This window comes from Escherichia sp. 10290, from assembly GCF_030295155.1.
GTDB lineage: Bacteria > Pseudomonadota > Gammaproteobacteria > Enterobacterales > Enterobacteriaceae > Escherichia > Escherichia coli_F.
Genome location: NZ_AP025741.1, coordinates 2,343,576 through 2,368,048 on the forward strand (window position 1 = coordinate 2,343,576; position 24,473 = coordinate 2,368,048).

The 24,473-nt window shown below is 48.5% G+C and carries 26 protein-coding genes; 15 read left to right on the forward strand and 11 right to left on the reverse strand.

What is annotated here, in order from left to right:
• Positions 1-36: 36 nt before the first annotated feature.
• The gene (gene mipA, locus QUE74_RS11855; RefSeq protein ID WP_000163771.1) at positions 37-783 is read right to left on the reverse strand and encodes a scaffolding protein MipA; all 747 of its coding nucleotides are present in this window, start codon (positions 781-783) and stop codon (positions 37-39) included.
• 435 nt (positions 784-1,218) lie between these two features.
• Here mipA and yeaG point away from each other — a divergent pair, with 435 nt between their 5' ends.
• From yeaG to yeaK, 5 genes are all read left to right on the forward strand, one after another.
• Positions 1,219-3,153, forward strand: a complete 1,935-nt coding sequence (gene yeaG / locus QUE74_RS11860; RefSeq protein WP_001019882.1) for a protein kinase YeaG — start codon at positions 1,219-1,221, stop codon at positions 3,151-3,153.
• A 112-nt stretch (positions 3,154-3,265) separates the two neighbouring features.
• Entirely contained in the window at positions 3,266-4,549 is a 1,284-nt protein-coding gene (locus QUE74_RS11865; RefSeq protein ID WP_000219686.1) for a YeaH/YhbH family protein, read from the forward strand.
• A 146-nt stretch (positions 4,550-4,695) separates the two neighbouring features.
• Positions 4,696-6,171 (forward strand): sensor domain-containing diguanylate cyclase, encoded by a 1,476-nt coding sequence (locus QUE74_RS11870; protein WP_000621394.1) that lies wholly within the window; start codon positions 4,696-4,698, stop codon positions 6,169-6,171.
• 180 nt (positions 6,172-6,351) lie between these two features.
• On the forward strand, positions 6,352-7,842 hold the full coding sequence (gene dgcJ, locus QUE74_RS11875) for a diguanylate cyclase DgcJ (protein ID WP_000766137.1): 1,491 nt from the start codon (positions 6,352-6,354) through the stop codon (positions 7,840-7,842).
• A gap of 42 nt (positions 7,843-7,884) precedes the next feature.
• Positions 7,885-8,388 carry a mischarged aminoacyl-tRNA deacylase gene (gene yeaK / locus QUE74_RS11880; protein WP_000138044.1) on the forward strand — a complete coding sequence of 168 codons (504 nt, stop codon included), beginning with the start codon at positions 7,885-7,887 and terminating at the stop codon, positions 8,386-8,388.
• Here the strand turns inward: yeaK and yoaI are convergent, their stop codons facing one another.
• Positions 8,389-8,493: a small membrane protein YoaI gene (yoaI, locus tag QUE74_RS11885; protein ID WP_032193887.1), complete on the reverse strand. Its 105-nt coding sequence runs from the start codon at positions 8,491-8,493 to the stop codon at positions 8,389-8,391. It abuts the gene before it with no gap.
• A 168-nt stretch (positions 8,494-8,661) separates the two neighbouring features.
• Here yoaI and QUE74_RS11890 point away from each other — a divergent pair, with 168 nt between their 5' ends.
• Positions 8,662-9,108: a DUF441 domain-containing protein gene (locus QUE74_RS11890; RefSeq protein ID WP_000460707.1), complete on the forward strand. Its 447-nt coding sequence runs from the start codon at positions 8,662-8,664 to the stop codon at positions 9,106-9,108.
• Here QUE74_RS11890 and nimR read toward each other — a convergent pair.
• Entirely contained in the window at positions 9,065-9,886 is an 822-nt protein-coding gene (gene nimR, locus QUE74_RS11895) for a DNA-binding transcriptional regulator NimR (protein WP_000972246.1), read from the reverse strand. The genes QUE74_RS11890 and nimR overlap by 44 nt on opposite strands.
• A 96-nt stretch (positions 9,887-9,982) precedes the next feature.
• On the opposite strand from nimR, the gene nimT reads away from it, so the two are divergent.
• Together nimT and QUE74_RS11905 are read left to right on the forward strand one after the other, a co-directional pair.
• On the forward strand, positions 9,983-11,164 hold the full coding sequence (gene nimT / locus QUE74_RS11900; protein WP_000128490.1) for a 2-nitroimidazole transporter: 1,182 nt from the start codon (positions 9,983-9,985) through the stop codon (positions 11,162-11,164).
• Between the two features lie 54 nt (positions 11,165-11,218).
• Positions 11,219-11,566 carry a DUF488 domain-containing protein gene (locus QUE74_RS11905; protein WP_001354723.1) on the forward strand — a complete coding sequence of 116 codons (348 nt, stop codon included), beginning with the start codon at positions 11,219-11,221 and terminating at the stop codon, positions 11,564-11,566.
• A gap of 21 nt (positions 11,567-11,587) precedes the next feature.
• Here the strand turns inward: QUE74_RS11905 and yoaF are convergent, their stop codons facing one another.
• Complete coding sequence (gene yoaF / locus QUE74_RS11910; protein ID WP_000691930.1) at positions 11,588-11,842, reverse strand: DUF333 domain-containing lipoprotein YoaF; 255 nt, start codon at positions 11,840-11,842, stop codon at positions 11,588-11,590.
• Between the two features lie 182 nt (positions 11,843-12,024).
• Between yoaF and dgcP the strand changes: the two genes are divergently transcribed.
• The 3 genes from dgcP to yoaJ are packed head-to-tail and all read left to right on the forward strand — an operon-like array spanning position 12,025 to position 13,258.
• Positions 12,025-13,050 carry a diguanylate cyclase DgcP gene (dgcP, locus tag QUE74_RS11915; RefSeq protein WP_001354724.1) on the forward strand — a complete coding sequence of 342 codons (1,026 nt, stop codon included), beginning with the start codon at positions 12,025-12,027 and terminating at the stop codon, positions 13,048-13,050.
• Positions 13,051-13,082: 32 nt separating this feature from the next.
• Entirely contained in the window at positions 13,083-13,181 is a 99-nt protein-coding gene (locus QUE74_RS11920; RefSeq protein WP_001219350.1) for a YoaK family small membrane protein, read from the forward strand.
• Between the two features lie 2 nt (positions 13,182-13,183).
• Positions 13,184-13,258, forward strand: a complete 75-nt coding sequence (yoaJ, locus tag QUE74_RS11925; protein WP_001386836.1) for a protein YoaJ — start codon at positions 13,184-13,186, stop codon at positions 13,256-13,258.
• A gap of 58 nt (positions 13,259-13,316) precedes the next feature.
• Here the strand turns inward: yoaJ and QUE74_RS11930 are convergent, their stop codons facing one another.
• From QUE74_RS11930 to dmlR, 5 genes are all read right to left on the reverse strand, one after another.
• The gene (locus QUE74_RS11930) at positions 13,317-13,565 is read right to left on the reverse strand and encodes a GlsB/YeaQ/YmgE family stress response membrane protein (protein ID WP_000512153.1); all 249 of its coding nucleotides are present in this window, start codon (positions 13,563-13,565) and stop codon (positions 13,317-13,319) included.
• Between the two features lie 147 nt (positions 13,566-13,712).
• Positions 13,713-13,895, reverse strand: a complete 183-nt coding sequence (locus QUE74_RS11935) for a DUF1869 domain-containing protein (RefSeq protein WP_000513737.1) — start codon at positions 13,893-13,895, stop codon at positions 13,713-13,715.
• Positions 13,896-13,898: 3 nt separating this feature from the next.
• Positions 13,899-14,258: a DUF1971 domain-containing protein YeaR gene (gene yeaR / locus QUE74_RS11940; protein ID WP_000939320.1), complete on the reverse strand. Its 360-nt coding sequence runs from the start codon at positions 14,256-14,258 to the stop codon at positions 13,899-13,901.
• Between the two features lie 172 nt (positions 14,259-14,430).
• Complete coding sequence (leuE, locus tag QUE74_RS11945) at positions 14,431-15,069, reverse strand: leucine efflux protein LeuE (protein WP_000457194.1); 639 nt, start codon at positions 15,067-15,069, stop codon at positions 14,431-14,433.
• 126 nt (positions 15,070-15,195) lie between these two features.
• The gene (gene dmlR / locus QUE74_RS11950; RefSeq protein ID WP_001354725.1) at positions 15,196-16,119 is read right to left on the reverse strand and encodes a DNA-binding transcriptional regulator DmlR; all 924 of its coding nucleotides are present in this window, start codon (positions 16,117-16,119) and stop codon (positions 15,196-15,198) included.
• 102 nt (positions 16,120-16,221) lie between these two features.
• On the opposite strand from dmlR, the gene dmlA reads away from it, so the two are divergent.
• From dmlA to yeaX, 4 genes are all read left to right on the forward strand, one after another.
• Complete coding sequence (gene dmlA / locus QUE74_RS11955) at positions 16,222-17,307, forward strand: multifunctional D-malate/3-isopropylmalate/tartarate dehydrogenase (RefSeq protein ID WP_000978481.1); 1,086 nt, start codon at positions 16,222-16,224, stop codon at positions 17,305-17,307.
• 249 nt (positions 17,308-17,556) lie between these two features.
• Positions 17,557-19,167, forward strand: coding sequence for a BCCT family transporter YeaV (yeaV, locus tag QUE74_RS11960; protein WP_000987522.1), 1,611 nt, complete (start codon positions 17,557-17,559; stop codon positions 19,165-19,167).
• Between the two features lie 31 nt (positions 19,168-19,198).
• Entirely contained in the window at positions 19,199-20,323 is a 1,125-nt protein-coding gene (yeaW, locus tag QUE74_RS11965) for a carnitine monooxygenase, oxygenase subunit YeaW (RefSeq protein ID WP_000067830.1), read from the forward strand.
• A 55-nt stretch (positions 20,324-20,378) separates the two neighbouring features.
• Positions 20,379-21,344, forward strand: a complete 966-nt coding sequence (gene yeaX, locus QUE74_RS11970; protein WP_000073897.1) for a carnitine monooxygenase reductase subunit YeaX — start codon at positions 20,379-20,381, stop codon at positions 21,342-21,344.
• A gap of 53 nt (positions 21,345-21,397) precedes the next feature.
• Here the strand turns inward: yeaX and rnd are convergent, their stop codons facing one another.
• Both rnd and fadD read right to left on the reverse strand, forming a co-directional pair.
• Entirely contained in the window at positions 21,398-22,513 is a 1,116-nt protein-coding gene (gene rnd / locus QUE74_RS11975; protein WP_001354726.1) for a ribonuclease D, read from the reverse strand.
• 81 nt (positions 22,514-22,594) lie between these two features.
• On the reverse strand, positions 22,595-24,280 hold the full coding sequence (fadD, locus tag QUE74_RS11980; protein WP_000758422.1) for a long-chain-fatty-acid--CoA ligase FadD: 1,686 nt from the start codon (positions 24,278-24,280) through the stop codon (positions 22,595-22,597).
• Positions 24,281-24,473 lie beyond the last annotated feature (193 nt).

A 24,473-nucleotide genomic window follows, 5' to 3' on the forward strand; every position in this document is an offset into this window, starting at 1 on the left:
GTTTTTATGCACAAAATGCCCTGGAAAGATGCATTATCAGAATTTGTAGGTGATCCCGGTAGAAATCAGGCCAGTCCAGGATTTATCCACCATTGGGCTGTCAGTAACTTCATCAGACAGACGGGTGTAGCGCGCGGTACCGTAAACACTCCAGTCACCGAGGAAGTTGTAGCTGGCACTTAGCTCCAGGTAAGGGCTCCAGCTGTCGTTCGGGTTATAGCCACGCAGACCGCTGCGCGCAGACTCTTTGCGCGATACGCCATAATAGTATTCGTTCTGGTTTTCGCTGTTCCACTGCACACCAATACCCGGAGTCACGGTCAGGCCACCGTTGGTGTAACGATACAACCAGGCCATATCCCAGACGATGCCGTTGCTGTTATCCAGGGTATCGCCAGCCAGGGTGGTACGCAGGTAACCGTACTGGGTAAAGTGAGCATAAGACAGACCAGCCATCATGGTGCTCTTACGGTCATCCAGGTGACGCATTTGGTGATCGCCACTGTCTTTAGCTTTGAAGTAAAGCGGCGACCAGTAAGCGGTAATTGAAAGTTTATCCGTTGCGTCATTCCACAGGTAGTAACCACCACCTAAGCCACGGAACCAGAAGTTATCGCCTTCATAGTTGATTACCGGTACTGGGTAAACATCGGTATCGTAATCTTTATATGGGTGTTCAACGACACCTACGCCTGCGCCCAGGGAAAATTTACCTTCAGCGTGCGCTACGCCTGCAGACGTTGCGATAAGCACTCCAAGTGCCAGAAGTTTGAGTTTGGTCACAATTAATCATTCCTTAAACAAATGTTTAGCGGGCGACAAAGTTTACCCGTCAATACATCGAAACCCAACCTTTTTACGTTTTCATTTTTTAAAGTAACTGTTTAATTTTCCTGACGCAGATGACACCACGCTTACAGCCAAATGAATTACGCGTTACTGGCGACCCTGGTCTTTACATTAATTATGCAAATTTTATGGATGAGTTGTTGATATGCCATTGAAATTAAGAAAGCCGTGCAGGCAAGTTTTCCATTTGCCATCTACGCTTAATTTTGAAGGTGTATCACCGGGCACGTTGTTCTCATCGTCGATAAAATGGCATGAGAGTTGCTGTGTTTTAGCAAGAGACGTCGTTCAGTTTACCTCTTCCGGGAGCCTCTACTATTCATATGAACGGCTCTTAACCTGTGCTAAAAAACGAAAGGACGGCATACCATGAATATATTCGATCACTATCGCCAGCGATATGAAGCTGCCAAGGACGAAGAGTTCACACTGCAGGAGTTTCTTACCACTTGTCGGCAAGATCGCAGTGCTTATGCCAACGCGGCTGAGCGGCTATTGATGGCTATCGGTGAGCCTGTCATGGTCGATACAGCCCAGGAACCCAGACTTTCTCGACTCTTTTCTAACCGGGTCATTGCACGTTACCCGGCCTTTGAAGAGTTTTACGGCATGGAAGACGCGATTGAACAGATTGTCTCTTATCTGAAACACGCGGCTCAGGGGCTGGAGGAGAAGAAACAAATCCTGTATCTGCTGGGGCCTGTGGGTGGGGGTAAATCATCGCTTGCTGAGCGACTGAAATCATTAATGCAGCTCGTGCCGATCTATGTATTAAGCGCTAACGGTGAGCGGAGCCCGGTCAACGATCATCCGTTCTGTCTTTTCAATCCGCAAGAAGATGCGCAGATTCTGGAAAAAGAGTATGGCATTCCTCGACGCTATCTTGGCACCATCATGTCGCCGTGGGCAGCAAAACGCCTGCATGAATTTGGTGGCGATATTACTAAGTTCCGGGTGGTAAAGGTCTGGCCGTCAATTCTGCAACAAATTGCTATCGCCAAAACGGAACCTGGCGATGAGAACAACCAGGACATCTCAGCGCTGGTAGGGAAAGTCGATATCCGTAAACTCGAACACTACGCGCAGAACGATCCAGACGCCTACGGATATTCCGGTGCACTATGCCGCGCCAACCAGGGGATCATGGAGTTTGTCGAGATGTTTAAAGCACCGATTAAAGTGCTGCATCCCCTGTTAACCGCCACTCAGGAAGGTAACTACAACGGGACGGAAGGTATCTCCGCCTTGCCGTTTAACGGGATTATTCTCGCCCATTCGAACGAATCCGAATGGGTCACTTTCCGTAATAACAAGAACAACGAAGCCTTCCTCGATCGTGTTTATATCGTGAAGGTGCCATATTGCTTGCGTATTTCCGAAGAGATCAAAATCTACGAGAAATTGCTTAATCACAGTGAACTGACTCACGCCCCCTGCGCACCTGGCACGCTGGAAACGCTGTCTCGTTTTTCCATTCTTTCGCGTCTGAAAGAGCCGGAAAACTCCAGCATTTATTCGAAGATGCGGGTTTATGATGGCGAAAGTCTGAAAGACACCGATCCGAAAGCCAAGTCGTATCAGGAATATCGTGACTACGCAGGCGTTGATGAAGGGATGAACGGTCTGTCCACGCGTTTTGCGTTTAAGATCCTCTCTCGCGTGTTCAACTTCGATCATGTAGAAGTGGCGGCAAACCCGGTCCATCTGTTCTACGTCCTGGAACAGCAGATCGAGCGCGAGCAGTTCCCTCAGGAGCAGGCTGAGCGTTATCTCGAGTTCCTGAAAGGTTACTTGATTCCGAAATATGCTGAGTTTATCGGTAAAGAGATTCAGACTGCGTATCTTGAATCCTATTCTGAATATGGACAAAACATTTTTGACCGTTATGTCACGTATGCAGATTTCTGGATTCAGGATCAGGAGTATCGCGACCCGGATACCGGGCAGCTATTTGACCGCGAATCTCTCAACGCTGAGCTGGAGAAAATTGAGAAACCGGCGGGGATCAGTAATCCAAAAGATTTCCGCAACGAGATTGTCAACTTCGTACTGCGCGCCAGAGCGAATAACAGCGGACGCAATCCGAACTGGACCAGCTATGAAAAACTGCGCACGGTTATTGAGAAGAAAATGTTCTCTAATACCGAGGAGCTGTTGCCAGTTATTTCGTTTAACGCCAAAACGTCAACCGACGAGCAGAAGAAACACGACGATTTTGTCGACCGTATGATGGAAAAAGGCTACACCCGTAAACAGGTGCGTTTACTGTGCGAATGGTATTTGCGCGTACGTAAATCGTCTTAACAACCATGGCCCGGTACGCATGCTACCGGGCCTACAACGACAGCGAACCGTGGGCCAGAGAAGCGGCAACACAGGCGTAGCAAACAGTTGGCAAATGTAGTACGGGGGGCATATGACCTGGTTTATTGACCGGCGTCTGAACGGCAAAAACAAAAGCATGGTGAATCGCCAGCGTTTTTTACGCCGTTATAAAGCGCAAATTAAACAGTCGATCTCCGAGGCCATTAATAAGCGTTCGGTGACTGACGTCGACAGCGGCGAGTCCGTATCCATTCCAACGGAAGATATTAGCGAACCGATGTTTCATCAGGGACGTGGCGGCCTGCGCCACCGCGTTCATCCGGGCAATGACCATTTCGTCCAGAACGACCGCATTGAACGCCCCCAGGGCGGCGGCGGTGGTTCCGGCAGTGGTCAGGGCCAGGCCAGCCAGGATGGTGAAGGTCAGGATGAATTTGTCTTTCAGATTTCGAAAGATGAGTATCTTGATCTGCTCTTTGAAGATTTGGCCTTACCGAATCTGAAACAAAACCAACAACGCCAGCTGACCGAATATAAAACGCATCGGGCGGGTTATACCGCTAACGGCGTTCCTGCCAATATCAGCGTTGTGCGTTCATTGCAGAACTCACTGGCGCGACGCACAGCCATGACGGCGGGCAAGCGGCGGGAACTTCATGCGCTGGAAGAGAATTTGGCCATCATCAGCAACAGTGAGCCTGCGCAACTGCTGGAAGAGGAACGTCTGCGCAAAGAAATTGCAGAATTACGTGCCAAAATTGAACGCGTCCCTTTTATTGACACCTTCGATTTACGATACAAGAACTACGAAAAACGACCCGATCCCTCCAGCCAGGCAGTGATGTTTTGCCTGATGGACGTTTCGGGTTCAATGGATCAGTCCACTAAAGATATGGCTAAGCGTTTTTATATTCTGCTGTATCTGTTCCTTAGCAGAACGTATAAGAACGTGGAAGTCGTTTACATCCGGCACCATACCCAGGCGAAAGAAGTCGATGAACATGAGTTTTTCTACTCACAGGAAACTGGCGGTACCATTGTTTCCAGCGCCCTGAAACTGATGGATGAGGTGGTGAAAGAGCGTTATAACCCGGCGCAATGGAATATTTACGCGGCACAAGCATCGGACGGCGATAACTGGGCCGATGACTCTCCACTTTGCCATGAAATCCTGGCGAAAAAATTATTGCCCGTTGTTCGTTATTACAGCTATATCGAAATTACCCGTCGCGCTCATCAGACACTGTGGCGAGAATATGAACATCTGCAATCTACTTTCGACAATTTTGCGATGCAGCATATCCGCGACCAGGATGATATTTATCCGGTGTTCCGTGAACTGTTTCATAAACAAAATGCAACAGCTAAAGACTAAAACTGTCAGCCGGGTCATTATCGCCTGGCTGATTTTTAGCTCACTGTAAATTATCTCATTTATTACATACATTAGCTTACAATCGCTTTAAATATGACAGCATAACCTTTACACAATTTAGTTTCAGAAAACAATCATTCGGAAAAATGATTCGGTCAACACGTATTTCCCTGGGGTTATTCTTTAATTATTTTTTATCGTCAACGAAAATTGATCCTGGTCAAAACCATATATCTCTGCCATCAATAAAATCCAGCACTCACATTGCTCTCCTTTTTATGGCTTCTATGGGTACACAAAAATTAAAAGCTCAAGGCTTTTTTATTTTCAGCTTATTGCTGACGTTAATTTTATTTTGCATTACTACCTTATATAACGAAAACACGAATGTAAAACTCATCCCACAGATGAATTACCTGATGGTTGTTGTGGCTTTGTTTTTCCTTAACGCCGTCATTTTTCTTTTCATGTTAATGAAGTATTTCACTAACAAACAAATTTTACCAACACTCATTTTAAGCCTTGCATTTTTAAGTGGCCTTATCTATTTAGTTGAAACCATTGTAATTATCCATAAACCAATCAACGGCAGTACACTGATCCAGACAAAGTCGAATGATGTTTCTATTTTCTATATTTTCCGCCAACTCAGTTTCATTTGTTTAACCTCGCTGGCGCTCTTTTGTTATGGGAAAGACAACATCCTTGACAACAATAAGAAAAAAACTGGCATTCTGTTGCTGGCGCTGATTCCTTTTTTATTTTTTCCCCTTCTGGCACACAATCTGAGCAGTTATAACGCTGACTATTCTTTGTATGTCGTCGATTACTGTCCGGACAACCATACTGCGACCTGGGGAATCAACTATACAAAAATATTGGTTTGTCTGTGGGCATTTTTACTGTTCTTTATTATCATGCGTACACGATTAGCCAGCGAACTATGGCCGTTAATAGCATTATTATGTCTGGCATCGCTATGCTGCAACTTACTTCTACTGACTCTGGATGAGTATAATTACACCATCTGGTATATCAGTCGCGGGATTGAAGTTTCCAGTAAACTGTTTGTTGTGTCTTTTCTGATTTATAACATTTTTCAGGAACTGCAACTCTCCAGCAAACTGGCAGTTCATGATGTACTGACCAATATTTATAATCGGCGCTACTTTTTCAACAGCGTAGAGTCATTATTGTCGCGACCTGTTGTTAAGGACTTTTGTGTCATGCTGGTTGATATTAATCAGTTCAAGCGCATCAATGCCCAATGGGGACATCGTGTGGGTGATAAAGTGCTGGTTTCAATTGTCGATATTATCCAGCAAAGCATCCGCCCCGATGATATTTTAGCGCGACTGGAGGGTGAGGTGTTTGGCTTGCTATTTACCGAACTCAATAGTGCCCAGGCAAAAATCATTGCGGAACGTATGCGTAAAAATGTCGAACTCCTGACCGGTTTTAGTAACAGATATGATGTTCCTGAACAAATGACCATCAGTATTGGCACGGTTTTTTCAACGGGTGACACGCGTAATATCTCGCTTGTCATGACGGAAGCAGATAAAGCCTTACGCGAAGCGAAAAGCGAGGGGGGCAACAAAGTGATTATTCATCATATTTAAGTGCAAAAATATTCAGAGCCATGCTTTTTGCGTGGCTTTTGCATACAATTTATTACTATTACCCCTAAATTTCCCCTCCCCAGCGGCGCAGAGATGAGTATAATTAGCGCCCCTGTGCCAGGCCGCAATCGAACTTTATCTGGTTTTCTCGTTTCACTAACCGAAGGAGTGCCATTTATCATGAAATTGCACCATAGAATGCTCCGGCATTTTATCGCCGCAAGTGTCATTGTGCTGACATCTTCCTTCCTTATTTTTGAACTTGTCGCCAGCGACAGAGCAATGAGTGCCTATCTGCGCTATATCGTGCAGAGAGCAGATTCCTCCTTTCTTTATGATAAGTATCAGAATCAGAGTATTGCCGCGCATGTGATGCGCGCTCTCGCTGCTGAGCAGTCGGAAGTGTCGCCAGAACAGCGGCGCGCCATCTGCGAGGCTTTTGAGTCTGCCAATAATACCCATGGCTTAAACCTGACTGCCCATAAATACCCGGGCTTACGCGGCACACTACAAACCGCATCCACTGACTGCGACACAATTGTGGAAGCTGCAGCACTATTACCCGCTTTTGATCAGGCAGTGGAAGGCAACCGCCACCAGGATGATTACGGTTCAGGTCTTGGAATGGCCGAAGAGAAATTTCACTATTATCTCGATCTCAATGACCGCTATGTCTATTTTTATGAGCCGGTTAATGTTGAGTACTTTGCGATGAATAACTGGTCCTTCCTGCAGTCAGGAAGTATTGGCATCGATCGCAAAGATATTGAAAAGGTATTTACCGGGCGTACCGTATTATCGAGCATTTACCAGGATCAGCGTACTAAACAGAACGTGATGAGTTTGCTGACGCCGGTATATGTCGCAGGGCAGCTAAAAGGGATTGTGCTGCTGGATATTAACAAAAACAATCTGCGGAATATCTTTTACACTCATGACCGCCCTCTCCTCTGGCGTTTTCTCAATGTCACGCTAACTGATACAGATTCAGGGCGCGACATTATCATCAACCAGAGCGAAGATAATCTGTTCCAGTATGTCAGTTACGTCCATGACTTACCGGGCGGTATTCGTGTCTCGTTATCCATTGATATTCTTTACTTTATCACGTCTTCGTGGAAAAGCGTTCTGTTCTGGATTTTGACGGCGTTAATTTTGCTGAATATGGTCCGGATGCACTTCCGTTTATACCAAAACGTGTCGCGAGAAAATATTAGTGATGCGATGACTGGACTGTATAATCGCAAAATTTTAACCCCTGAACTGGAGCAGCGGTTGCAGAAACTGGTGCAATCCGGTTCTTCGGTGATGTTTATTGCAATTGACATGGACAAGTTAAAGCAAATAAATGACACCCTCGGTCATCAGGAGGGGGATTTAGCGATTACGTTATTAGCTCAGGCGATTAAACAGTCGATTCGTAAAAGTGATTATGCCATCCGACTCGGTGGCGATGAATTCTGCATCATTCTTGTCGATTCGACGCCGCAAATTGCAGCACAACTGCCTGAACGTATCGAAAAACGTCTGCAACATATCGCGCCTCAGAAAGAGATCGGCTTCTCTTCCGGTATTTACGCGATGAAAGAAAACGATACGTTACATGATGCATATAAAGCTTCCGATGAGCGTTTATATGTCAATAAGCAGAACAAAAACAGCCGTTCATGATAACCTTCTGTGGTTGTTTGCTTGTAATCTCAGGAGCATGAAATGACTGAAATGGCTAAAGGAAGCGTGACGCATCAGCGGTTAATCGCTTTATTATCACAAGAAGGTGCTGACTTCCGCGTCGTTACCCATGAAGCGGTAGGTAAATGTGAAGCGGTGTCAGAAATTCGTGGCACCGCTTTAGGCCAGGGGGCTAAGGCACTGGTATGTAAAGTCAAAGGCAATGGTGTAAATCAACATGTTCTGGCGATCCTCGCGGCCGATCAACAGGCCGATCTGAGCCAACTCGCCAGCCATATAGGCGGATTACGCGCTTCGTTGGCCAGCCCGGCGGAAGTCGATGAACTCACAGGCTGTGTCTTCGGCGCGATCCCCCCTTTCAGCTTCCATCCAAAACTCAAACTGGTCGCCGACCCATTGCTCTTCGAGCGATTCGATGAAATCGCCTTTAATGCAGGCATGCTGAATAAATCCGTTATTTTGAAAACTGCGGATTATTTGCGCATTGCGCAACCAGAACTGGTCAATTTCCGCCGCACTGCGTAACTAGCCTGTCCGTTCAATAAGCAGAACGGACAAAACCAGCACAACAGCAATAACAAAAAACGATGACGTGATAATCAGTGTCTCAACGAACATTTGATCGTTCATGGTATGCCCCGGGAGATAACTGTTTTCACGTTATTGATAGCGTGTACAAATGGCAGTTTGATGACAGTTCGCCTGATTTTTTATGCAAAAAACGTAAAGATTTTCTACTTCCTTCCTGCAGCAAGCGTAAAGTAAGCAGGCTTATTATTTTTTGGCAAGGAAACCACGATGTTTGATGTCACTTTGCTGATCCTGCTCGGGTTAGCTGCGCTGGGCTTTATCAGTCATAACACCACTGTGGCCGTTTCAATTCTGGTGTTAATCATTGTCCGCGTCACACCGTTAAGCACCTTTTTCCCGTGGATTGAAAAACAGGGGCTAAGTATCGGGATAATCATTCTGACGATTGGCGTTATGGCCCCCATCGCCAGCGGGACGCTACCGCCCTCAACCCTGATTCACTCGTTTCTGAACTGGAAATCGCTGGTGGCAATTGCAGTAGGCGTTATTGTCTCCTGGCTAGGTGGGCGCGGCGTGACGTTAATGGGCAGCCAGCCGCAACTGGTCGCCGGGCTGCTGGTGGGCACTGTTTTGGGCGTGGCGCTGTTTCGCGGCGTACCGGTTGGCCCGCTTATTGCCGCGGGTCTGGTTTCGCTGATTGTGGGGAAACAGTAGTTAATCCCGCAATATATCGGCCTGGCGTTTGCCCCAGGCCTTTCTTAAACATAGTAATAAAGGCCGTTGTTGAATCATACCCCAGCGTATGAGCAACTTTCTGTACAGTATCGCCTTTCACTAATCCCTGAAGCGCCATAATCAGCTGTAACTGCTGACGCCACTGGCGAAAACTCAACCCCGTCTCTTTCACTATCAGCCGGGCAAGATTGCGTTCACTCATCGCAAAAAAGCCAGCCCATTGCCCCAATGAGCCCCACTCAACGGGCTCTTTCGCCATCATCTCCACCATCGTGCGGATTTTAGGATGAGAAGAAACGGGCAGGTGCAGCTGTTGTTGTGGCTGCTGAGGGAGTTCATCAAACAGGACCTGAATTAATCTGCGGGTCATCGGCTCAGCACGCTGAGTCGTCGTCCTGTTTGCCAGGGTTAAAATTAATTCCCGGCATAAGGGCGATATTTTCAATGTGCAACATGTTGTCGGCATTGTCACTGCGCTGGGCTCTATAAACAAAAAACAGAGTTCAGCGTTAGCTGTCACTTGATTGCTATGTTCCACCCCTCCCGGTATCCAAACCGCATATTGCGGCGGCACCATCCACAACGCATTTTCCACCGTACAGGTAATTGCACCATGTAGCGCCAGTATCAGCTGCCCTTTGCGGTGCTGATGTACAGGACTGGTTAACTCATCCGTTCCGGCGTGAATACAAAATGCGACCGCGGCTTCATGGTGTCGGTCGGGTTCATAGCCATTGAGATTCAACCTGTGCATCATTTTGTCAGAATTTAGCGATATTTTGTCATTTTAGCTTGATTCAACATAACAATAAAAACGGTAAGGTACAGCCTCGTTTGTGACAATGAGAAGCATATGACCTGTTCAACTTCATTAAGCGGTAAAAACAGGATTGTCCTTATCGCTGGCATTCTGATGATTGCCACAACATTACGCGTCACCTTTACCGGCGCAGCACCGTTACTGGATACGATTCGTTCCGCTTACTCGCTAACGACGGCGCAAACCGGCTTATTGACCACCCTGCCATTATTAGCCTTTGCGCTAATCTCACCGCTGGCCGCCCCGGTGGCGCGACGTTTTGGTATGGAACGTAGCCTGTTTGCCGCGTTACTTTTGATCTGTGCTGGTATTGCAATTCGCTCTCTCCCTTCGCCTTACTTATTATTTGGCGGTACAGCGGTCATTGGCGGTGGGATTGCATTAGGCAATGTCTTACTGCCAGGATTAATTAAACGCGATTTCCCTCATTCCGTCGCCAGACTTACCGGCGCATATTCCCTGACAATGGGAGCTGCGGCGGCACTGGGATCGGCTATGGTAGTGCCGCTGGCTTTGAACGGTTTTGGCTGGCAAGGCGCGTTGCTCATGCTGATGTGTTTTCCTCTGCTGGCTCTTTTTTTATGGCTGCCACAGTGGCGAAGTCAACAACATGCAAATTTGAGTACCTCACGCGCCTTACATACTCGGGGTATCTGGCGTTCGCCGCTTGCCTGGCAGGTGACATTGTTTCTTGGGATCAACTCACTGGTCTATTACGTGATTATTGGCTGGCTTCCGGCGATCCTCATCAGTCACGGCTATAGCGAAGCACAGGCGGGTTCACTGCATGGTTTGCTGCAACTAGCCACAGCAGCTCCCGGCTTGCTGATCCCACTTTTCTTACATCATGTGAAAGATCAGCGTGGTATTGCAGCGTTCGTTGCCTTGATGTGCGCAGTGGGCGCGGTTGGGCTCTGCTTTATGCCAGCACACGCGATCACCTGGACTCTGCTTTTCGGTTTTGGTTCCGGCGCAACAATGATACTGGGGTTGACGTTCATTGGTCTGCGGGCAAGTTCTGCGCATCAGGCGGCGGCACTCTCGGGGATGGCACAATCCGTCGGGTATTTGCTGGCAGCCTGTGGGCCGCCACTGATGGGTAAAATACACGATGCTAACGGTGACTGGTCCGTACCACTGATGGGTGTTGCAATACTTTCACTACTGATGGCGATTTTCGGACTTTGCGCCGGGAGAGACAAAGAAATTCGCTAATATCCGGTGCTATAGTGACGTGACAAATCATGCGTGAAAGGGAGAACAAATACGATGAATATTCAGTGCAAACGCGTTTATGATCCGGCTGAACAGAGCGATGGTTATCGCGTACTGGTCGACCGCCTCTGGCCACGCGGTATCAAAAAAACCGATTTAGCCCTTGATGAGTGGGATAAAGAAATCACGCCGTCAACGGAACTGCGCAAAGCCTTTCACGGCGAAGTCGTCGATTTTGCAACCTTTCGCGAGCAATATCTTGCAGAACTGACGCAACACGAGCAAGAAGGAAAGCGGCTGGCAGACATCGCCAAAAAACAGCCGCTGACCCTGCTCTACTCAGCAAAAAACACCACGCAGAACCATGCGCTGGTGCTGGCCGACTGGCTACGTAGCTTGTGATTTTAGTGCAGCATCCGGCGGTTATTTTTCACCAGCCGGATGGTCCCGTCGCCACAATGCCCATTCATCAATCGTTTCACCGCCCGGTAATTTGCAATTGTTGCTGACCCCTTGCGCTGTCTGCACAGGAATGAGCGTCCCGCCCTTCTGCTGGCAATAGACCGACGCCGGATTTGCCATACCAATCTGCGGCGGTTTAGGTGCTTCTGGCTGAGAAGGGGTTGAACAACCAGCCAGGACCAGCAAGCAAGGCAGAACAAAACTGATAATTTTCATTTATTGATCTCACATATTTATCCAGGCTTAGAGTATCGCGGTATCGTTTTGTTTTGCAGCACTATTTTTATTACATTCACTCAAATCATATTACGCCTTGTTTCATCTTTGTTGATGATGTTTTATCATGCCTGCAAAGATTAAATAATCAGCATTTACCCGCCGTATCCTGGAGTTGTTTCGTGTCAGATCAGATTATCGCCCGCGTCTCGCAATCCCTTGCCAAAGAACAGTCACTGGAAAGTCTGGTCCGACAGCTTCTGGAGATGCTGGAAATGGTCACTGATATGGAATCAACCTACCTGACCAAAGTGGATGTCGAAGCGCGCCTGCAGCATATAATGTTTGCCCGTAACAGCCAGAAAATGCACATCCCGGAGAATTTTACCGTCTCGTGGGATTACTCGTTATGCAAACGCGCCATTGATGAAAACTGCTTTTTCAGCGATGAAGTCCCCGACCGTTGGGGCGACTGTATTGCGGCACGCAATCTTGGCATCACCACATTTCTGAGCACGCCAATTCACTTACCGGATGGATCATTCTATGGCACGCTTTGCGCCGCCAGCAGTGAGAAGCGCCAGTGGAGTGAACGCGCGGAACAGGTTTTGCAGTTATTCGCCGGACTGATTGCACAATATATTCAAAAAGAGGCGCTGGTAGAACAGCTGCGCGAAGCCAATGCCGCGCTGATTGCGCAATCGTATACCGACTCGTTAACCGGGTTACCAAATCGGCGGGCGATTTTTGAAAATCTGACGACGCTGTTTTCCCTCGCCCGGCATCTTAACCATAAGATAATGATCGCATTTATCGATCTGGATAACTTCAAATTAATCAATGATCGTTTTGGTCATAATAGTGGCGATCTGTTTCTTATTCAGGTTGGCGAGCGCCTTAATACGCTCCAGCAAAATGGCGAAGTTATTGGTCGTCTCGGCGGTGATGAGTTTTTGGTTGTTTCACTGAACAATGAGAATGCGGATATTCCATCGCTGCGAGAACGTATTCAACAGCAAATACGCGGAGAATATCACTTAGGTGATGTTGATTTGTATTATCCTGGTGCCAGTCTTGGCATAGTAGAAGTCGATCCTGAAACGACCGATGCAGACAGCGCCCTGCATGCTGCCGATATCGCGATGTATCAGGAGAAAAAACACAAACAGAAAACACCTTTTGTCGCGCATTCAGTGCTACATTCCTGAGGCGTATTCACATCCTTTTGATTGGTGATAACATGCGAATCGGTATTATTTTTCCGGTTGTAATCTTTATTACAGCGGTCGTATTTTTAGCATGGTTTTTTATTGGCGGCTATGCTGCCCCGGGAGCATAAAGATGAAAAAAACAACGATTATTATGATGGGCGTAGCGATTATTGTCGTTCTCGGCACTGAGTTGGGATGGTGGTAACGTCACATCTAAAAAATAGCAAAGGCTGCCTGTGTGCAGCCTTTGTGCAATTTACGCGTTAACTTTTGATCTTTCTGTAGATAAACAGCACGACAATCGCACCAATAACGGCAACCACGAAGCTGCCAAAATTGAAGCCATCGACTTTACCAAAGCCAAACAGCGTGCTGATCCATCCGCCGACTACGGCACCGACTATTCCCAGCAGGATAGTCATAAAGAATCCACCACCATCTTTACCTGGCATGATCCACTTCGCCAGAATACCGGCAATAAGCCCAAAAATAATCCATGACAGAATGCCCATTGTTTCCTCACTTATCTGTTTTGCATTAGCGGGTTAGTCGCTGATAAAAAGCATAGCACAACATCAGGAGGGCAAGATTTGTGACAAGCATCACGGAGGATTTTTTTGCGATGGCGCAGAAATTGCGCCATCTACGATCAGTGATAATTACCAACCACAAACATCATGTTCGTTTTCCGTGTCATAAGAACGCACGGTATTCACCAGATCTTTTATCACTTCAGCCGCCACTTCTGGCACCAGCAAAGTCATCGGCGTCTCTGTTTCATAATCGACAGAAACACCATTGCTGTTATTGGTAACGGTCACGGTATACGTTGCTTTGCCCATGATTCATTTCCCGTTATGAATGACTTTCCGTTGTTGCGCGCCTTCCATCAGGACTTCAGGAGCAACGAAGAAGTCAATGTTGAAATAAGTATCGTCAGTCATGGTTTCAATGTTGTGCCACTTTTCTGGCGGAAACACCGCAAACTGCCCCGCTTCGATAAGGATCACCTGATCAGGTTCTGCACTGTGTTCATCAGCGTAGCCGAGATATTTGACCGCCCCATGCATAACGGAAAGGCGTGGGTATACCCCCGGGCGCGTTCCTTTATCAAGATGACGTTCGAATATTCCGGCAGGCGCAGTTTGTTTATTCCAGAAAGGCGTTGAGCGCGTATGAATATAATTCTGTGGGATTTGCAGCATCCTTTTCCCTCCTTCGATGAATGTGCTGAAAACAGTTTATTTCAGCCGTTTCAGGGTACGCCTGATAATTTGCATTTTAAATACCATTTATTGGTTACTTTTTAGCACCGTATCAGCGATGAATAAGGAAAGATTACAGGCAGGAAGCCCGCGATAACGCGGGCTGAAAGCATTAGGACTGCAGCGTCGCCAGTCGGGCGGCAAAACCTACGAACATCAAACCAATCAGTGAGTTGCCCACTTTAGCCAGTTTCTTTTTGGTACGTATGTACTGCGTGACAAAAGCACCAGAAATAATCAGGAAGCTCAAATAGCAGAAACTCACCAGTTCCAGCGTCGTCGCCAGAATAAAGAATGAAATTCCCGTATGTGGAGCATTAACATCGATAAACTGTACAAAAAACGACACATAGAACAAAATGGCTTTCGGATTAGTCAGGCTCAAAATTAACGCGCGCTTAAAGATGGCACCGTATTGGGGCTCGTCGGATTTGACCTCGCTATTTTTACCCTTCAGGGTCGCGTAGAGAATTTTACTCCCCAGGTAGAGCAAATAAAACGCACCGAGATAACGTACAATGTTGAATAATATCGGGGTGGTTTTAATTAATGTCGCCACTCCGGCCCATGCCAGAAACATCAATACTGCATCGCCAATAAATACGCCACAGGCCGCAAGATAGCCGCCTTTGATACCGCTACTGACGCTATTTTTGAGTACAAACAGGGTATTTGGCCCTGGCACCAACACAATAAAAATGGCCCCAACCAGATAGGTCCAGTAATTCAGAACCCCGTATTCAGCGAACACATTAACCTCTTTAATTATCTTTCGATCATGCGCGATTAAAGGTGAATATGCTAACCAATCTCTAGCGGCTTAGAAAGGAGAAAATCAGGTTTTAACCCGATATCAACCCGATAATTGAATCATTAATCAGGCATGCTCCAGTGAAAAATTCGGGTAGTGCTCGGCAAAATACTGGCGTAAAAATTCTACCGTTATCCGCACTTTCGCTGACGTCGCCAGCCTTGAAACATAAACGGCCCAGACATTTGCTGGCTGGTAATACTCCGGTAGCACTTGCACTAAATGACCACTGGCAATATTTTCGCTGACATCCCACCAGGAGCGTAGCGCAATCCCCTGACCATCAAGACACCACTGATGAACAATTTCTCCATGATTAGACGACAGCGGGCCGGTGACTTTAATCGCATGGTGGCCTTCTTTATTGCGTAATTGCCAGATACCAAAAGGATGATCGCGCTCTTTAATGACCAGGCACGGCAATGCAGAAAGGTCGGTTAAATGTTTCGGCGTGCCATATTGCGCAATAAATTCCGGCGATGCGCAGAGAATACGGTAATTGGTCGCCAGTTTGCGGGCGATTAAATTAGGGGCGATGTCATCGCCAATGCGAATGTCGAGATCGACACCTTCATTGACCAAATCGACCAACCGGTCTTCCACATCAAAACGTAATTCCAGTTGCGGATACGCTTTCGCCAGCGCTGATAACGCCGGAGCCACTACCTGTCGTCCAAAACCAAAGCTGCTGATAATACGCAGCATCCCCTGCGGCACCTGACGCACGTCAGAAAGTTCGTCCATCATCTGGCCGACATCCTGCAAAATCCGCTGCGCCCATTCATAAATCCGCTCTCCTTCTTCGGTAATGGTGACGCGGCGGGTGGTACGGTGTAACAACACCACATTTAGCGTTTGTTCCAGCAAGGCAATGCGTTTGCTGACAAAAGCCGGTGAAACACCCAATTCTTCCGCCACAGCGGCAAAACCAGCCCGGCGAGCCACCAGCATAAAGACGCGCAAATCGTTCAGCAGCGGTAAATTATTCATGATTCGTGTTTTATGTTTCACCAGTTGCGGGGATTAATTCCTTTTCAGTCAATTATAGGATGGTGAGGTTGTCAATTTTGATGGTCAGGAAGTGAGAACCCAATGATGAAAACGATGCGTATTGCTGCGATCCCGGGAGACGGGATTGGCAAAGAAGTCCTTCCTGAAGGGATTCGCGTGTTACAGGCTGCCGCTGAGCGCTGGGGCTTCGCCTTGAGTTTTGAGCAAATGGAGTGGGCGAGCTGCGAGTATTACAGCCATCACGGTAAAATGATGCCGGACGACTGGCATGAGCAACTTAGCCGTTTCGACGCCATCTATTTTGGTGCCGCCGGCTGGCCGGATACCGTTCCGGACCATATTTCGTTGTGGGGTTCGCTGCTGAAATTTCGTCGTGAGTTCGACCAGTACGTCAACCTGCGCCCGGTTCGTCTCTTTCCTGGCGTTCCCTGCCCGCTGGCGGGAAAACAGCCTGGCGACATCGATTTTTACGTGGTCAGGGAAAACACCGAAGGCGAATATTCCTCGCTCGGCGGTAGAGTGAATGAAGGTACAGAGCATGAAGTCGTCATTCAGGAATCGGTATTTACTCGTCGTGGTGTCGATCGTATTTTGCGCTATGCCTTTGAACTTGCGCAAAGCCGCCCACGTAAGACGCTAACTTCTGCCACTAAATCGAACGGTTTAGCCATCAGCATGCCGTATTGGGATGAGCGAGTGGAAGCAATGGCTGAGAATTACCCGGAGATCCGCTGGGACAAGCAGCATATTGACATTCTCTGCGCACGTTTTGTGATGCAGCCGGAACGCTTCGATGTGGTAGTGGCGTCCAATTTGTTTGGCGATATCCTTTCCGATCTTGGCCCGGCCTGCACCGGCACCATTGGCATTGCCCCATCCGCCAACCTGAATCCGGAACGCACTTTCCCGTCGCTCTTCGAGCCAGTCCACGGTTCCGCGCCGGATATCTACGGGAAAAATATTGCTAACCCTATCGCCACGATTTGGGCCGGTGCAATGATGCTCGATTTTCTCGGCAATGGCGATGAGCGTTTCCAGCAAGCGCATAACGGTATTCTGGCCGCGATTGAAGAAGTGATTGCTCACGGGCCGAAAACACCTGATATGAAAGGCAATGCCACCACGCCACAGGTTGCCGACGCGATTTGCAAAATTATTTTGCGTTAAGGTCAAACCAGTTTATTTGAACCGCGTCACTGACGCGGTTTTTTTATTCGTTCTTTGCAGTAAATAACCTGCGTCATTTCACCTTTTATTGTTTCCGTTTCGTGTTTTATGGCTTTCCGTATTCTTAATTGTTTAATTTATGTAACATGTAAATAATCAATTTGTTAAACACAACATACAACTCATACCCTGCAAATAATTACAACTGGCAAAAGCCAGAGGCGGGCTTTTATGCCCAGGAGATGACTCATGATGAGCAATGTTAAGAAAAAAGATGTGCCGTTGATAAGCATCAGCCTGGTGGCCATTCTTTTCATCGCAGCTGCATTAAGCCTTTTCCCACAACAATCGGCCGACGCGGCAAACGCTATATACACTTTTGTCACGCGTACGTTAGGTTCCGCCGTACAGGTATTGGTTTTGCTGGCAATGGGACTGGTGATTTATTTAGCCACCAGTAAATACGGCAATATTCGTCTTGGCGAAGGAAAACCGGAATACAGCACGCTCTCCTGGCTGTTTATGTTTATTTGTGCAGGTTTAGGTTCTTCTACGCTTTATTGGGGGGTTGCTGAATGGGCCTATTATTATCAAACGCCTGGATTAAATATCGCACCGCGTTCACAACAGGCACTCGAATTTAGCGTTCCCTACTCCTTCTTCCACTGGGGCATCAGCGCCTGGGCAACTTATACGCTGGCCTCATTAATCATGGCTTATCACTTTCATGTGCGGAAAAATAAAGGGCTGAGCCTTTCCGGCATTATTGCTGCTATTACCGGCGTTCGCCCGCAAGGCCCGTGGGGGAAACTGGTCGATTTGATGTTCCTGATCGCCACTGTCGGCGCACTGACCATTTCCCTTGTTGTCACCGCAGCAACCTTTACCCGTGGGCTTTCCGCGCTGACCGGTTTACCCGATAACTTTACCGTACAGGCATTTGTGATCCTGCTTTCCGGCGGCATTTTTTGCCTAAGCTCGTGGATTGGTATCAACAACGGTTTGCAACGTCTAAGCAAAATGGTTGGCTGGGGCGCATTCCTGCTGCCATTACTGGTGCTGATTGTCGGTCCAACCGAATTTATTACCAACAGCATCATCAATGCCATCGGCCTGACCACGCAAAACTTCCTGCAAATGAGCTTATTCACCGATCCGCTTGGCGATGGTTCATTTACCCGCAACTGGACCGTTTTCTACTGGCTGTGGTGGATCTCATACACCCCTGGCGTAGCAATGTTTGTCACCCGCGTTTCGCGCGGTCGAAAGATTAAAGAAGTTATCTGGGGACTGATCCTCGGCAGCACTGTCGGTTGCTGGTTCTTCTTCGGTGTAATGGAAAGCTATGCCATTCATCAGTTTATCAATGGCGTAATCAACGTCCCACAGGTGCTGGAAACACTGGGCGGCGAAACAGCTGTGCAGCAAGTTCTGATGTCGTTGCCAGCCGGTAAATTGTTCCTCGCCGCATACCTGGGCGTGATGATTATCTTCCTCGCCTCGCATATGGATGCGGTGGCTTACACCATGGCGGCGACCAGCACGCGTAATCTCCAGGAAGGTGACGATCCTGACCGTGGGCTGCGTCTGTTCTGGTGCGTAGTGATCACTCTGATCCCGCTTTCCATCTTGTTTACCGGTGCTTCGCTGGAAACAATGAAAACTACCGTCGTCCTCACTGCCCTTCCCTTCCTCGCCATTTTACTGGTGAAAGTCGGCGGATTTATTCGCTGGCTGAAACAGGATTACGCCGACATTCCAGCTCATCAAGTTGAACATTATCTCCCGCAGACACCGGTTGAAGCCCCGGGAAAAGCGCCAGTGCTTCCTGCTGGAACCGTATTCAAAGGCGACAACTGAACGCCATCATCCTAACGATAAAGGTATCCCTATGAGCAATCTGAGCCCTGACTTTGTACTACCCGAAAATTTTTGCGCTAACCCGCAAGAGGCGTGGACCATTCCTGCCCGTTTTTATACTGATCAGAATGCCTTTGAACACGAAAAAGAGAACGTCTTCGCCAAAAGCTGGATTTGTGTCGCTCACAGCAGCGAACTGGCGAATGCCAATGATTACGTGACCCGTGAGATCATTGGTGAAAGCATCGTGCTGGTACGCGGTCGTGATAAGGTTTTGCGCGCGTTCTATAACGTTTGTCCACACCGTGGTCATCAGTTATTGAGCGGCGAAGGGAAAGCGAAAAATGTAATTACCTGTCCGTATCACGCCTGGGCATTCAAACTCGATGGCAACCTGGCCCATGCGCGTAACTGCGAAAACGTCGCCAATTTCGATAGTGACAAAGCGCAACTGGTTCCGGTGCGTCTGGAAGAATATGCCGGATTCGTCTTCATCAACATGGACCCCAACGCCACCAGCGTAGAAGATCAGTTACCCGGTCTGGGAGAGAAAGTGCTGGAAGCCTGCCCGGAAGTCCATGACCTGAAACTGGCGGCCCGTTTTACCACCCGCACGCCTGCCAACTGGAAGAACATTGTCGATAACTATCTCGAGTGCTATCACTGTGGTCCGGTGCATCCAGGTTTCTCCGACTCCGTTCAGGTTGATCGTTACTGGCACACCATGCACGGTAACTGGACGCTGCAATACGGTTTCGCCAAACCGTCCGAACAGTCTTTCAAATTTGAAGAGGGTACGGATGCGGCATTCCACGGTTTCTGGCTGTGGCCGTGCACAATGCTGAACGTTACGCCTATCAAAGGGATGATGACGGTCATTTATGAATTCCCGGTGGATTCTGAAACTACCCTGCAAAACTACGATATTTACTTCACCAATGAAGAGTTAACCGACGAGCAAAAATCACTGATTGAGTGGTATCGCGACGTGTTCCGTCCGGAAGATTTACGTCTGGTTGAAAGCGTACAGAAAGGGCTGAAATCGCGTGGCTATCGTGGTCAGGGGCGCATCATGGCCGACAGTAGCGGTAGCGGAATTTCCGAACACGGTATCGCCCATTTCCATAATCTGCTGGCGCAGGTGTTTAAGGACTAATGACATCGGCGGCGGTATTTTCCGCCGCCGGGCTGATTTTTGATGGAGTACAGCAATGTCAAACTACCAAATGTTTGAAGTACAGGTGAGCCAGGTTGAACCGCTTACCGAACAGGTGAAACGCTTCACGCTGGTGGCAACTGAGGGCAAACCGCTGCCTGCGTTCAACGGCGGAAGTCACATCATTGTGCAGATGGCCGATGGTGATAACCAGTACAGCAATGCGTACTCACTGCTGAGTTCGCCACTCGATACGTCTCGTTATCAGATTGCCGTTCGACTGGAAGAAAATTCGCGCGGTGGTTCGCGTTTTTTACATCAGAAAGTGAAGGCTGGCGATCGGTTAACGATTTCAACGCCGAATAACCTGTTTGCGCTAATTCCCTCGGCCAGAAAGCATCTGTTTATCGCGGGCGGTATTGGTATCACCCCTTTCCTGTCGCACATGGCAGAGTTGCAATACAGCGACGTCGACTGGCAGTTACATTACTGCTCGCGAAATCCAGAAAGTTGCGCATTTCGTGATGAGCTAGTCCAGCATCCGCAGGCCGAGAAAGTCCATTTGCATCATTCATCAACCGGAACACGACTGGAATTAGCGCGATTATTGGCGGATATCGAACCTGGCACACATGTTTATACCTGTGGCCCCGAGGCGCTAAATGAGGCGGTAAGAAGTGAAGCTGGGCGTCTGGACATCGTCACCGATACGCTGCACTTTGAGCAATTTGCTATCGAAGACAAAACCGGCGATGCATTTACGCTGGTGCTTGCCCGTTCCGGTAAAGAGTTTGTGGTGCCGGAAGAGATGACTATTTTGCAGGTTATTGAAAATAATAAAGCAGCGAAAGTGGAATGTTTATGTCGTGAAGGGGTATGCGGAACCTGCGAAACGGCAATACTGGAAGGTGAAGCTGACCATCGGGATCAGTATTTTAGCGATGAAGAGCGTGCCAGCCAGCAAAGTATGTTGATCTGTTGTTCACGCGCGAAGGGTAAACGCCTGGTGTTGGATTTGTAGTTTGCCGAAGCCGGATGTGGCGCTGAGCGCGCCCAGTCCGGCTTCGGAAGATTTTACTGTGGATATTCCTGCAATAAATTGTGTAATGCTTCCGCCATCAGCTCACCACGCCAGCCGGAAATCAGCTCCGGCAAATTGTTCTGCGGTTTCAGTTTCCAGTGCCAGTTCAGCAGCTGGTTGATTTGCCGACGCGATGCCAGCAATTCGACGCTGATCTTGTGTGTTTCGCTCACGTCAGTAATCAGCGACTTAATCGCTTTAAACGCTTTACGATAACCCGGCATGTCCATCAGGTTAAGCATCGGCTGCGGTAAGGCCTCTTCCGGCAATGTCTGCGCTTTTTCCACCAGCGCCAGCAGCGTTTTACCGTGAAAGCGGATTTCGCTACCGGATAAGCCCAGGCTGTCCAGTTCGCCTAAACTTCCCGGCATATAACGCGCTACCGACCACAAATGCTCTTCACGCACGACAAAGTTCACCGCCAGATCGCGCTCCCGCGCCTTACGCAGTCGCCAATCGGCTAACAGTTGCAGACAGGCCAGTTGGCGTGTGCGTAACTGCCAGGCATTGGTGATATCACGCCAGGCATCTTCCGGCGCAACGACTTCCTGACGACGCATTTGCATCAGGCGGCATTCATCCAGCGCCGCAGGTAGCCAGCCGGAGGCCTCCGTTTCTACCATAAGCTTTGCGGTGATCGGTAACAGATACCAGACATCCGCCGCTGCGTATTCACACTGACGTTCAGTCAGCGGTCTGGCCAGCCAGTCGGTGCGCGATTCACTCTTGTCCAGCGTAACGCCGGAATACTCTTCCACCATGGAAGCAAAACCCCATGACATCGGGCGTCCGCAGAAGGCAGCAAGGATTTGCGTGTCAATCAGGGGTTGTGGTAATTCGCCAAAGACATTGAGGAACACTTCCAGATCTTCACTGCCTGCATGGAGAAATTTTGTGATGGACGGATCGCGCAGGATCGCTTTCAGCGGTGACCAGTCGGTGATCACGAGAGGATCAATTAGCGCCAGATGCTCGCCATCGAAAAGTTGAATTAGACCCAGCTGCGGGTAATAGGTGCGCGTACGAACAAATTCAGTATCCAGGGCTATCGCCGGAAAGGCACGGACAGCTTCACACAAAGAAGCCAGCGCATCGTCCGTGGTAATCATTTGGTAATTCAAATTGTATTCTCTTTAGTGGGCGTCAAAAAAAACGCCGGATTAACCGGCGTCTGACGACTGACTTAACGCTCAGGCTTTATTGTCCACTTTGCCGCGCGCTTCGTCACGTAATTCTCGTCGCAAAATTTTTCCGACGTTAGATTTCGGTAACTCATCACGAAACTCCACCAGCTTCGGTACTTTGTAGCCCGTGAGCTGACGGCGGCAAAAAGTCACCAGTGACTCTTCGGTAAGCGATGGATCTTTTTTCACAACGAAGATTTTCACCGCTTCACCACTTGAGCCGGAAGGTACGCCAACAGCCGCGACTTCCTGTACGCCAGGATGCTGCATGACGACATCTTCAATCTCGTTGGGATAGACGTTAAAACCGGAAACCAGAATCATGTCTTTTTTGCGATCAACGATGCGTAAGAAACCTTCTTCGTCCATTACGGCAATGTCGCCAGTGTGTAGCCAACCGTTTTTGATGATTTCATCAGTGGCATCCGGACGCTGCCAGTAGCCCAGCATCACCTGCGGTCCTTTGACACAAAGCTCACCCGGTTGACCCGGTGGTACTTCGTTATCATCATCATCCACCAGTTTGGCTTCCGTCGACGGCACCGGCAAACCGATGCTACCACTATGATAATCAATATCATACGGGTTAACGCTGACCAGCGGCGCACACTCGGTCAGGCCATAACCTTCCAGCAGATACTGTCCGGTCAGTTTCACCCAACGTTCAGCCACCACTTGTTGAACAGGCATACCACCGCCTGCAGAAAGATGCAGACTGGAGAAATCCAGCTGCTGGAACTCTTTATTGTTCAGCAACGCATTGAACAAGGTGTTAACGCCGGTTATCGCGGTAAACGGATATTTCGCTAACTCTTTTACCAACCCCGGAATATCGCGCGGGTTAGTGATAAGCAAGTTCTGCCCACCCAGTTCAATAAACAGCAGGCAGTTAATGGTCAGTGCAAAAATGTGATACAGCGGCAGCGCCGTCACCACCAGCTCTTTGCCCGGATGCAACAGCGGCCCATAAGTCGCGTTAACCTGTTCCAGGTTCGCCAGCATATTGCGGTGAGTCAGCATCGCGCCTTTCGCCACACCAGTGGTACCGCCGGTGTATTGCAGGAAAGCTAAATCTTCCGGCACCAGTTCGGGTTTGACGTACTGCATCCGGTAGCCGTTGTGCAGGGCGCTACGAAATGAGATGGCATCTGGCAGATGGTATTTCGGCACCAGACGCTTGATGTATTTAACAACGAAATTGACTACCGTGCCTTTTGCCGTAGATAGCTGATCGCCCATACGGGTCAGAATTACGTGCTGAACGGCGGTTTTATCAACCACTTTTTCCAGAGTGTGGGCAAAGTTAGACACGATAACAATCGCCGATGCGCCGCTATCGTTAAGCTGATGCTCAAGTTCACGCGGGGTATACAACGGGTTAACGTTTACGACAATCATCCCGGCACGCAAAATGCCAAACAGCGCCACCGGATATTGCAATAAATTAGGCATCATCAACGCAACGCGATCGCCTTTCTTCAGTCCCAACCCTTGTTGCAAATAAGCGGCAAACGCGCGACTGCGTTCTTCCAGTTTGCGGAAGGTCATCACCTCCCCCATATTCACAAACGCGGGTTGATCGGCGTAGCGCGCGACCGACTGCTCAAACATATCTACCAGAGATTGATAACGGTCAGGGTTGATCTCCGTCGGAACGTCCGCGGGATAACGGTTAAGCCAAACCTTCTTCAATTCTTCACCTCTAAAATGCGTGTTCGTCGTCATCGCAACCCCAAATGATATACATGCCGTTAACATAATATTAACTCATCATACCAGCTTGATGATTACCCAACGAAAAGGTTGCGAAGCGCGTCACTATTTATTTTTATCTTTACCGTAAGAATGCAGAAACAGCGGACCAGCCGCTGTTTCTTTTTCTTTA